This is a genomic window from Pseudolabrys sp. Root1462 (assembly GCF_001426945.1).
Lineage (GTDB): Bacteria > Pseudomonadota > Alphaproteobacteria > Rhizobiales > Xanthobacteraceae > Pseudolabrys.
Genome location: NZ_LMFS01000003.1, coordinates 496,908 through 507,588, shown reverse-complemented (window position 1 = coordinate 507,588; position 10,681 = coordinate 496,908). Strand labels below are relative to the sequence as shown.

The 10,681-nt window shown below is 61.4% G+C and carries 13 protein-coding genes; 9 read left to right on the top strand and 4 right to left on the bottom strand.

Annotation, left to right across the window (positions count from 1 at the left end):
* Positions 1–4 precede the first annotated feature (4 nt).
* Genes ASD45_RS19190 through ASD45_RS23180 form a run of 4 tightly spaced genes read right to left on the bottom strand, consistent with a single transcriptional unit; the run spans position 5 to position 4,512 of the window.
* Positions 5–607, bottom strand: a complete 603-nt coding sequence (locus ASD45_RS19190; protein ID WP_056913276.1) for a K(+)-transporting ATPase subunit C — start codon at positions 605–607, stop codon at positions 5–7.
* A 13-nt stretch (positions 608–620) separates the two neighbouring features.
* A complete protein-coding gene (kdpB, locus tag ASD45_RS19185) occupies positions 621–2,693 on the bottom strand; it encodes a potassium-transporting ATPase subunit KdpB (RefSeq protein ID WP_056913275.1) in 2,073 nt (690 codons plus the stop codon).
* Positions 2,694–2,709: 16 nt separating this feature from the next.
* Entirely contained in the window at positions 2,710–4,413 is a 1,704-nt protein-coding gene (gene kdpA, locus ASD45_RS19180; protein ID WP_056913274.1) for a potassium-transporting ATPase subunit KdpA, read from the bottom strand.
* A gap of 9 nt (positions 4,414–4,422) precedes the next feature.
* The gene (locus ASD45_RS23180) at positions 4,423–4,512 is read right to left on the bottom strand and encodes a K(+)-transporting ATPase subunit F (protein ID WP_082541033.1); all 90 of its coding nucleotides are present in this window, start codon (positions 4,510–4,512) and stop codon (positions 4,423–4,425) included.
* Positions 4,513–5,170: 658 nt separating this feature from the next.
* Here ASD45_RS23180 and ASD45_RS19175 point away from each other — a divergent pair.
* The 9 genes from ASD45_RS19175 to ASD45_RS19130 all read left to right on the top strand — a co-directional run bounded on the left by ASD45_RS19175 (position 5,171) and on the right by ASD45_RS19130 (position 10,678).
* Positions 5,171–6,394 carry a site-specific integrase gene (locus ASD45_RS19175; RefSeq protein ID WP_082541032.1) on the top strand — a complete coding sequence of 408 codons (1,224 nt, stop codon included), beginning with the start codon at positions 5,171–5,173 and terminating at the stop codon, positions 6,392–6,394.
* A gap of 195 nt (positions 6,395–6,589) precedes the next feature.
* A complete protein-coding gene (locus ASD45_RS19170; RefSeq protein ID WP_056913272.1) occupies positions 6,590–6,811 on the top strand; it encodes a helix-turn-helix domain-containing protein in 222 nt (73 codons plus the stop codon).
* A gap of 9 nt (positions 6,812–6,820) precedes the next feature.
* Positions 6,821–7,153, top strand: a complete 333-nt coding sequence (locus ASD45_RS19165) for a hypothetical protein (protein ID WP_244485539.1) — start codon at positions 6,821–6,823, stop codon at positions 7,151–7,153.
* Positions 7,150–7,659, top strand: coding sequence for a hypothetical protein (locus ASD45_RS19160; protein ID WP_056913271.1), 510 nt, complete (start codon positions 7,150–7,152; stop codon positions 7,657–7,659). Before ASD45_RS19165 ends, ASD45_RS19160 begins: the two co-directional genes overlap by 4 nt.
* Positions 7,656–8,075 (top strand): hypothetical protein, encoded by a 420-nt coding sequence (locus tag ASD45_RS19155; protein ID WP_056913270.1) that lies wholly within the window; start codon positions 7,656–7,658, stop codon positions 8,073–8,075. The genes ASD45_RS19160 and ASD45_RS19155 overlap by 4 nt, the downstream gene beginning before the upstream one ends.
* A 60-nt stretch (positions 8,076–8,135) precedes the next feature.
* Positions 8,136–9,239 carry a hypothetical protein gene (locus ASD45_RS19150; protein WP_156380983.1) on the top strand — a complete coding sequence of 368 codons (1,104 nt, stop codon included), beginning with the start codon at positions 8,136–8,138 and terminating at the stop codon, positions 9,237–9,239.
* Positions 9,240–9,386: 147 nt separating this feature from the next.
* Positions 9,387–9,689 (top strand): hypothetical protein, encoded by a 303-nt coding sequence (locus ASD45_RS19145; RefSeq protein WP_056913268.1) that lies wholly within the window; start codon positions 9,387–9,389, stop codon positions 9,687–9,689.
* Entirely contained in the window at positions 9,676–9,885 is a 210-nt protein-coding gene (locus tag ASD45_RS19140) for a hypothetical protein (RefSeq protein ID WP_056913267.1), read from the top strand. The genes ASD45_RS19145 and ASD45_RS19140 overlap by 14 nt, the downstream gene beginning before the upstream one ends.
* Positions 9,886–10,192: 307 nt before the next feature.
* The gene (locus ASD45_RS19130) at positions 10,193–10,678 is read left to right on the top strand and encodes a hypothetical protein (RefSeq protein WP_056913265.1); all 486 of its coding nucleotides are present in this window, start codon (positions 10,193–10,195) and stop codon (positions 10,676–10,678) included.
* The last annotated feature ends 3 nt before the right edge of the window (positions 10,679–10,681 follow it).

The window sequence follows — 10,681 nt, the reverse complement described above, 5'->3', positions numbered from 1 at the left end:
GATCTTATGACTTCATTGCATCGAGCGCGAGATTGAGCTTGAGCACATTCACCCGCGGCTCGCCGAGCAGGTCGAGCCAGCGGCCCCGAGTTTCGCTCTCAACCAGTGCTCGCACGCTGCTTTCCGGCACGCTTCGCGCCTTGGCGACGCGCGGCACCTGGAACAGCGCCGCGGCCGGCGAGATGTCCGGATCGAGGCCGCTGGCCGAGGTGGTGACGAGATCGACCGGCACCGCCGCCGACGGATTCTCCTGCTTCAAAGTGGCGACATCTTCCTTCAGCCGGTCGGCCAGCGCCTTGCTGGTCGGCCCGAGATTCGAACCGCCGGAGTTGGCCGCGTTATACGGCGCCGACACGCTCTTGGTGGGATCCTTGGGGTCCGGGCCGGTGGTCGCCGACGGGCGGCCGTGGAAGTACTTGGCCTCGGTGAACGACTGGCCGATCAGCGCCGAGCCGATCACCTTGCCGTCCTTTTCGATGAGACTGCCCTGCGCCTGGCTGGGAAAGATCGCGCCGGCGATACCCGTCATGGCCAATGGATAAATGAGGCCGGTGATGATCGTCAGCCCCACGATGAAAACGATAGCCGGACGAATTTCCTTCAACATGACCTCTCCTCCTTTAAGCCAGATGCAAGGCTGTGACGATGACGTCGATGGCCTTGATGCCGATGAACGGCAGGACGATGCCGCCGACGCCATAAACCAGCAGATTCTGCCGAAGCAGCGCGGCCGCGCCGATCGGGCGGTACTTCACGCCCTTTAGCGCCAGCGGGATCAGCGCAATGATGATGAGCGCATTGAAGATGATGGCCGACAGGATGGCGCTCTGCGGCGACGACAGGCCCATGATATTGAGCACGCCGAGTTGCGGATAGAACGCCGCGAACATCGCCGGGATGATGGCGAAGTATTTGGCGACATCGTTGGCGATCGAGAACGTGGTCAGCGAGCCCCGCGTCATCAGCAGCTGTTTGCCGATCTCCACCACCTCGATAAGCTTGGTCGGGTCGCTATCGAGATCGACCATGTTGCCCGCCTCGCGCGCCGCCTGCGTGCCGGTCTGCATGGCGACGCCGACATCGGCCTGTGCGAGGGCCGGCGCATCGTTGGTGCCGTCGCCGCACATCGCAATGAGCCGGCCGTTCGATTGTTCGTTGCGAATGTAGCGCAGCTTGTCCTCGGGCGTGGCTTCGGCGATGAAATCGTCGACGCCGGCTTCCGAGGCGATCGAGGCGGCGGTCACGGGGTTGTCGCCGGTGATCATCACCGTCTTGATACCCATGCGGCGCAGCGCGGCGAAGCGGTCCTTGACGTCGGGCTTCACCACATCCTTCAGGTGGATGACGCCGAGAATGCGTCCGTTCTCAGCCAGGCCGAGAGGCGTGCCGCCGGAACGGGCGATCTTGTCCACGGCGGCGCGGAAGGCCGCTGGCTCGGCCACATCGTGGCCGGCCTGCTCGCGGACGAATTTCAGCACCGAGTCAATCGCACCCTTGCGCAGCTTGCGCGTGCCGGCATCGACACCGGACAGGCGCGTCATGGCGGAAAACTCGATGAACTTCGCCCCGGCAGGCGCCGCTTCGCGGCGGACATTATACTTGTCCTGCGCCAGCGCGATGATCGATCGGCCTTCGGCCGTCTCGTCCGCGTCACTGGCGAGCAAGGCGGCTTCCGCGGCCTCGCGCTCCGTAACGCCGGGAACCGGAATGATCTCAGTCGCCAGGCGGTTGCCGAACGTGATGGTGCCGGTCTTGTCGAGCAGCAACGTATCGACGTCACCAGCGGCCTCCACAGCGCGACCCGACATGGCGAGCACGTTGAAGCGCACCAGGCGGTCCATGCCGGCAATACCGATGGCCGACAGCAGCGCACCGATGGTGGTCGGGATCAAGGTAACGAACAGCGCCACCAGCACGACCACCGAGATGCTGCCGCCGGCATAGAGCGCGTAGCTCGGAATGGTCGCTGTAGCGAAAACGAAGATGAGCGTCAGGCCGACGAGCAGGATGGTCAGCGCGATTTCGTTCGGCGTCTTCTGCCGTTCGGCGCCTTCGACCAGTTTGATCATGCGGTCGAGAAACGAAGTGCCCGGCGACGAGGTGATGCGCACGACGATGCGGTCGGAAATCACGGTGGTGCCGCCGGTGACAGCCGAACGGTCGCCGCCGGATTCGCGGATGACCGGCGCCGATTCACCAGTAATGGCCGCCTCGTTGACCGAGGCCACACCTTCTATGATGTCGCCATCGCCAGGGATGACGTCACCGGCTTCGCACACGACCAGATCGCCACTGCGCAGGTCGTCTGCGGCAACGGTCTCGAAACGCTCAGGGTTGTCGGCGGAGAGCAGCCGCTTGGCGCGGGTCTGGGTGCGGGTCTGCCGTAGCGTATCGGCCTGCGCCTTGCCGCGGCCTTCGGCCACCGCCTCGGCGAAATTGGCGAATAGCACGGTGAACCAGAGCCAGACCACGATCTGCAGTTCGAAAGCGAGGCTCTGCCCGCCCTGCACGATGTCGCGGAGCAGCAGCACGGTAGTCAGTACAGTGACGACCTCGAGCACGAACATCACCGGATTCTTCACCAGCGTGCGCGGGTCGAGCTTGACGAAGGACTGGCCGATCGCCGGCAGCACGATCTTCGGATCGACCAGAGTCGAGACCGGCATCCGCTTGCGTACTTTGGAGGTTTCCATGATCACTGCTCCGAATTCAGAACACGCTGCCGGCCAGCATCGAAAGATGTTCGACGATGGGCCCGAGGGCGAGCGCGGGGAAGAAGGTGAGACCGCCCACGATCAGGATGACGCCAACCAGCAGGCCGACGAAAAGACCGCCGGTGGTGGGGAACGTGCCGAGCGATGGCGGCACACTCTTCTTGGCCGCCAGCGCCCCGGCGATCGCCATCGCGGGAACGATCATCCAGAAGCGGCCAATGAACATCGCGACCGCGCCGGACAAATTGTAAAACAAGGTGTTGCCGGTCAGCCCGGCGAAGGCCGAGCCGTTATTCGCCGTCATCGAGGTGTAGGCATAGAGCACCTCGGAGAAGCCGTGCGGACCGGCATTGGCCATCGACGCGACCGCCGGGGGATAAACCACCGCGACTGCCGTCCAGCCGAGCATCATCAGCGGCAGGATCAGGATGGCCAGCATCGCCATCTTCACCTCGCGCGCCTCGATCTTCTTGCCGACATATTCCGGCGTTCGGCCGACCATTAGACCGGCGACGAACACGGTGACGATGACGAACAGCAGCATGCCGTAGAGACCGGCGCCGACGCCGCCGACGACGATCTCGCCGAGCTCCATGTTGATGAGCGGGATCATGCCGCCGAGCGCGGTGAAGCTATCGTGCATCGCGTTGACGGCGCCGCAGGAGGCCGCGGTGGTGATGACCGCGAATAGCGCCGAGGCGACGATACCGAAACGAACTTCCTTGCCTTCCATATTGCCGCCGGAAAGACCGAGCGAGCTGAGGATATGGGTGCCGTTGGCCTCGGCCCAGTAGCAGACCGCGACGCCGGCGATGAACAGCACGCCCATCGCGGCAAGGATCGCCCAACCTTGGCGCGGGTTGCCGACCATGCGGCCGAACACATTGGTGAGCGCGGCGCCGAGGGCAAAGATCGAGAGCATCTGCACGAAATTCGACAGCGCCGTCGGGTTCTCGAAAGGATGAGCGGCATTGGCGTTGAAGAAGCCGCCGCCATTGGTACCGAGCATCTTGATCGCGACCTGCGAGGCGACCGGCCCAACGGCAATGGTTTGCTTGGCGCCTTCCAGCGTGGTGGCATCGATGTAGGAGCCCAGCGTCTGCGGCATACCCTGCCAGACCAGGAACAATGTGTAGACGACGCAGATCGGCAGCAGGACGTAGAGCGTGCAGCGCGTGATATCGACCCAGAAATTGCCCACCGTCTTGGCTGAGGCTCGGGCAAAGCCGCGGATCAACGCCACGGCCAGCACGATACCCGTCGCCGCCGACAGGAAATTCTGATGCGTCAGGCCGAGCATCTGCACGAGATAAGACAGCGTGCTCTCGCCGCCGTAGTTCTGCCAGTTGGTGTTGGTGAGGAACGAGATCGCCGTATTGAACGACAGGTCCGGCGGCACGCCCGTCATGCCGGCGGGATTGAACGGCAGTGCGCCCTGCAGACGCAGCAGCGCATAGAGAATGACGAAGCCGCCGACATGAAACAACAGCATGGCAACGGTGTAGGCGAGCCAACCTTGCTCGCTTTTCTCGTCGACGCCGCCGGCGCGATAGAGAAGCACTTCCACCGGTCGCAGCACTGGCGCAAGGAAAGTGCGCTCGCCGTTGAACACGCGCGTCATGTAGCCGCCCAGCAAGGGCGTCAGCGCGACGATGATCGCGCAATAAAGAATGATCTGGACCCAGCCGATGGCGGTCATGGTCGTCCTCTAGAATTTCTCAGGGCGCAGCAGCGCGTAGGTGAGGTAAAACAGCAGCCCCAGGGTCACGAGGGCCGCGAGCGAATAATCAATGGGCATGGCGCACCTTCAGAGGCGGTCGCAGGCGATGGCGTAAGCAAACGTCAGCGCGAACAGGACGAGGCCAAGGGCGAGAACGGTGAGATCGAGCACAGGGGGCTCCCTTTCAAAGGGTCCGGAGCAAGCCCTGAAATAGAAGCCGGATCATAAAGAAGCGATGCGGAATGAATTTGAGCGGCATCAAGACGGCATAAAGACCGGTTGCTCGCCGGCACTGACGAGTCTGCAATCGCCATGCGCCGCGCGCGCGGCAGGCCGGATCTGGATAAACCTCAGCGGATCATGGCCGCGGGGCACGGGCCGGGCAGTTCAATCCAGCGGCAGCGCCGCCGACGCAATTGGGCGAGCGGCACGAGGACAGGCCTCGGCCGCGAAGCGCTTTCAAGCCTGGAAACGGCGGTTTTGGCCGTCTAGCCCCGGAAATCGGGGAAATAATTGGCGGAGAGGGAGGAATTTTGCTGCCGCTTTCGCCTACCGAATTTGATTGTCGTTAACGATCCATTACCATCTACAGAAGACGCGAAAATGGCTGCTTTTATTGACCTTTTACGGCATCGCGACTGTCGCCTAACGTCCTCGAACGTACATTGACAGCCACCTAAATCGCCGGCACGTGGTGGGGTATAAAGAGGGGTACAGGCGACAAAGGGGTTTCGTAATGCGTTCGATTTACCGGCTTTCAGCCCGCAAGCTGCCGAGCCTGACGGCACCCGGCCGATATCCTGACGGCAACTGCCTCTACCTACAAGTTGCGAAGCCCCGGCGGCCCGGCGAGCCCCACGGCGGCCGTTCGTGGATCGTCCGCTACCACGCGCCCGGGACTGGCAAGGTGCGTGAAATGGGCCTTGGCCCCCTTCTCAACGTGAGCCTTGAAGAGGCCCGGAAGAAGACCGATGCCGCGCACTCCTTGATAAAGGCCGGTACCGATCCTCTGGAGGATCGCAGCTCCAAACGCGCCGTCAAGGCGAAGTCCCGCACCTTCGGCGACTACGCCGAACACTATTGCAAGACCGTGCTGACCGGCTTGAAGAATCCGAAGCATCGAGCGCAGTGGGAATCCACGCTCAGGACCTACGGCAAGCCGATTTGGAAAAAGCTTCTTCACACGATCACCATGGATGACGTGTTCGCGTGCCTTGATCCGATCTGGGATGAAAAGACCGTCACGGCGAAGCGCCTGCGGGGCAGAATTGAGAACGTCCTTTCGGCGGCGAAGGTGGATGGCTTGCGCGATGGGCTCAATCCGGCCCGCTGGCATGATAATCTTGCGCCCAAGTTCAAGAACAGAAAGCAAAAGGGCAAGAAGCACCATGCCGCCGTGCCTTTCGAAGAAATGCCCGCTTTCATGGTTGAGCTTCGCAAGCTCAATTCCACTTCAGCCCTCGCGCTCGAATTCGTCATCATAACGGCCGTTCGGACAGGTGAGGCGCGAAAAGCGACGTGGAGCGAAATCGATTTCGAGGAAAAGACTTGGACCATTCCGGCCGCGCACATGAAGAAGACTAAGCAAACGGAAGATGCGGAAGATCATTGTGTGCCGCTTTGTGACCGCGCCATTGAAATCCTGAGGTCGCTGAAGGCCGGCAAACCCGATGAGTTCATTTTCAAGGTGACGCGCGATGCCCGCACGCGCGGCAAGCCACTATCGGATCAGGCTATGCTCCAAGTGGTGCGCGGCATCCGCGATGGTTTCACCACCCACGGCATGCGCAGCAGCTTCCGTGATTGGGTTGGCGAGGTCACCAACTACCCGAGTGACCTTGGCGAACTGGCATTGGCGCACAAGATCAAGAACGCGACTGAAGCGGCCTATCGCCGCCGCAAGGGATTGGAAAAGCGGCGACCGATGATGGCCGATTGGGCGGCTTATCTAGACGGTTAACGACGCGTCGAAACGTTCATTGACAACAATGCCACCGCGCATATTCTGCGCTGATTGAAGGACCGCGCATGGCTATTTTGCGCGGATTGACGTGGGGACGGCCGAATAGGCCGCGTCTCAAATAGTGCCAGCCCCGGGCCGATCCTTAACCTAGGCAAGCAACGCGGATGCGGGCTTGCCTTTCGGAATCGGCCCATGTCCATCAAAGCCTTACTCGACTCTAGCCCTGCCCCGCGCGCTTTCTCGCTAGAGGACTGCCAATTCACCGTCAGCGAAGCTGCGCAGCATCTTCGAATCTCCCGCGCATACTTCTACAAACTTGTCGAAGCCGGGAAGATCACGCCCGTGAAGTGCGGGAAGCGCACCCTAGTGCAGGGTCCCGAGCTTCGTCGGTTCATGAAATCGCTGGCGGCGTGAGCTTCGGCAGTGCTTCGCTGCTTCGCGGCGGCGGCATTGGTTTGCGTTGCGACCACTGCCGCCATTGCCGATTCGCGCCCGTCCAAATGGTGCGGCTGGTTCATGCGCCACGAGCTTGGCGTTTCCGACACCCGCTTTAATCGCGCCGATCAATGGGCTGATTTCGGATCGCCGGCCGATGGCCCGGCGGTCGGCGTCATCGTCGTGTGGCCTCACCATGTGGGCATCATCACCGAACGCACCGAACGCGGCTTCATCGTCCGATCCGGGAATGATGGCGGCAAAGTTCGGGAGCGCGAGCGCAGTTTGCGCGGAGCTATCGCGCTGCGGTGGCCGCAATGAAGTCCATAGCCATCGCCCGCCCCTCACCGGATACCGCTGCGCTTGCGCACGTCCGCAAAATTCTGAGTCCCGATTTTCCGCCGTCCGACTTCGAAGCCGCTCTGGACGGCATGGCGACGCGCGCCGCGTATCCGCCGACCGTTGCGGCGTTGTCAAGATTCGTTCGTGCGAAGCGCGGCGACTCGCCGTTGGTTGCGACGCTTGTGGACCCCTTGCTGACTCAAGACGTGCGTGCGCGCCGCGTCTCGCAAGCGGTCGGGCTGTTTAAACGAGACGATGCAGACGCATTTGGTTTCGCGTTCGGATATGCCGAGCTTGTCGAAGCCACACGCGTCGCGCCGCTAGCACGATTGGCCCTGTGTTGTCTCGGCTATGTCCTCGATCCCGACGGCACGCCTATCCCATACCAGTATGGGATGGCGTGGCCCGATACGCGGCGAGAGCGGGCGGGGCTAGCGCTTCACTTCCTGACCCGCCGCGCATTCGACTTGCGGGGCGCGCAATGAAGCCCAAAGAACGCGCTCGCATAGTCGAATTTGCGGCAAAGCTGCCGGCGGAGCTTGGGTCCGAATTGATCGCACTCATAACGCCGAAGCGAGGCGCTCCGCGCAAAGAACGGCTATTTGGAGGGACTTATAAACAGCTACTCACGGCCCTAGCTATTATTGAATACAGAGATTTGATCGCGGACAATTGGGACAACGAGGAAGCCCTCGGTGAGATTGAGCGAAAGCACGCCAATCGGAAGATCGGCCTTGCGGAAGGGACCATTCGGCAAGCTTGTATTAAACGTGGCGGTTCACAACTCCCGAAGATCGTTGGAAGACTCGTGGATGAGCGCAAGCGGATCGCGGCAAGCTATGGTCTTGAAGCTGCGATGAAAATGCTGCGAACAAAAATCGAGCAATTTAAATCCGGATGACGAGTAGCGTTTCGGGCTCCATCGTGTGTGCAGTTTCAACACGCCACAATGGAGTCCGCCATGCCCGTCACCAGCATCGCCGGCAATTCTGTCATTTCAACCGCCGGCAACTCCGTCGCGGAATTCATCGCCAGTATGGATAAAGGCGACTTCCACGACCTTCTGTCACGCACCACACCGCGCGCCCGCGAGCGCGCAGAACAACTGGCCGATACAGACCTGAAGATTAACGGCGAACGTGCTCAAAGACTAGCCGATGCGGATCATTTGTCGGAGCGAATGGCAGAAATCCGCAGCGCGGCACTCCGCGAAGATGCTGACTACCGGCGAAACGGGGTCGAGAAGAAGGCGCTTGATCCCAAGACTGGCAAGACGATTCCGGTCGATATCAAGGCTGAAGCGGAAGCCAAGATTGCGCCGTTGAAGGCCCGCCGAACCAAACTTCTGACGATGAAGGTGCCGGCGTCCGCCCTCGCCATGGCCGCCGACGATCCTGCGCCGCGTAAAGTGAGCTACCGCGACGCCGTTCTTCCGGCCGTGGCCCGAAAGGGCAAGGAAGAGTGGCCCGACTTGGTCATGCGTATGCGCGCGGAGCGGCACGCCGCGTATACCGAATTAGAGCGTGTTCAAAAAGCGCGCATTCCTACAGCCGAAGCCTTGGAATTCGTGGAAAGCACGATCCTTCCGCGCCTGCGCCGAAAAGCGCGCCTGATTTTGTCGCCCGCGTATCAAGGCGGTCATATCGCGTTCAGCGGAAAGTTTGATCCCTCTCACCCGAACCGTCGAATTGAATGGCCCAAGATCAACACTGGCGCGGAGGACCGTGCGGGCGAGCCGGTGTTGATTCCCGATGCCGTTGCCATCGCATATTGGTTCGACCCTGCGCGATTCAAGAAGCGCTTGCTTGAAGATGTCGCGGCATTTGGCGACGACTCGAAAGCTATTCCCCAAGCCGACAAGCCGCGCCTACTCAACGAAATCGCGGAACGGATTTTGTGGTGCGAACGCGCGGAGGAGGAAGCGATCCTCGCTGCCGCCAAGCATGGCGTTGTTGTGGACCGCGAGCCCTACCGCCATCCGCTTCTGGTCCTTCTTGGGATCGAGCCCGGCGTGCCCGACCAACCCGCCGAAGTCTCTGACGAATTCGACGGCGAGGATCGATGAATTCGGGCAATGGCGAACTTGGACACGCCAAAGCCGGCGCGCCGTAACTCCTGCGGCGCGGGCCGCGTCCGGCCTCGACAACCGGACGCGGCAAGAATCGGCCGAACGGCCCTAGACAGTGCGACGAACAACCCATGGAGAAGGAAAATGCCTACGATTGAGGAAGTCCGCGCGGCCCTCCGCCCCGTGCTGGAAAGCAACGGGAACGACGCGGTGACGCAGTTGCTGGATAACGTTGCCGGCGTCACTCGGCTCACTGATTTGCCCGAGTCGTATTATGCGGCCGTCGTGAAGGCCGCCAAGTCCGGCGACGTTTCGAAGTTGCCGACCCACGAGCGCATACAAGCGCAGGCGGAAGCCTACTGGAACGCCAAAGCTAACCGGTCCCGAGGCCGTGGTCGCGGCAGAGGAATTGGCAGCACACCGGGTAGAACCGATGATCAAGAATGATCGCGGTGGGCTCTATTGCGCGGCGAGCGTCGCGGCCACCTTGGCCGGTTATGACTCGCCGCGCGAGTTCCTCGATGCCGTCGCGCACGATGCTTCCGCGCCGAAAGCGCTTCCCGGCGATGCCCTAGGCGGCCCAACGTTCAATCGAGCGGAAGTCATCGCGTGGCGCGCAAAACGGATAAACGGCTATGAGTGACATCAAACGTCTTTCTCACCTCGCTCCCGTTATCGGGCTTGCCTACCAACAGCTCGCGGCGCTCGCGGAGAGACCCGATTTCCCTAGAATCCGGGCGCGGCAAGGCGTTATTCGCCTTTATGACTGCTCGGAGGTCTTGGACTGGCACGCCGCATTCGTTCAAAGACGAAATCGCACGCGCACTACTAAGAGCGCGATCTTCAACACGGCTCCGATAATTGACGGGCCAGACTCTTTAATCGACCCGCAGAGTACCGACCATTAGCGCGCAAGGAAGCGTCTCAAGTTTGCGTAAAGGAGCCATGCCATGTTCATCGAAACGATAAAGGGCGAATTCATCAACACCGACTATATCGTATCGGTGGATAAGTCGTCTGCGGATGAAGACCTGTGGATCATCCGCGATGCAGATGGCGGGATCATTGGGCGCGTCCATGATGAAGAATGGCGCAAGGCACAAGAAGGGCATGATCCGATTGTGGCTGCGTCGCCCGGCTATTTCCTGCTTTGCGTTCCCGAGCCGGAGGACATCGTTGATGCGCTTAGCGAGCCCGGCCAAATGTGTCTCCGCGATCCGATTATCGGCTGGCGTGGGCTGCAAGCCATCCCGGTTACGCTTGACGGGTATGATGAAAGTCAACGGAGCGCGATCTTATGCCCGGACGGGCGCGTGATCGAACCGCAGTGCACCACCTACGACTCAATTGCGGAATTCGAGGCCGCGATGGTGCGCATGGCTTTGGACGCCGTTGATCGCAGCGCGAAAGCGCGCAAGGCGAAGACGGCAGCGTGAGCG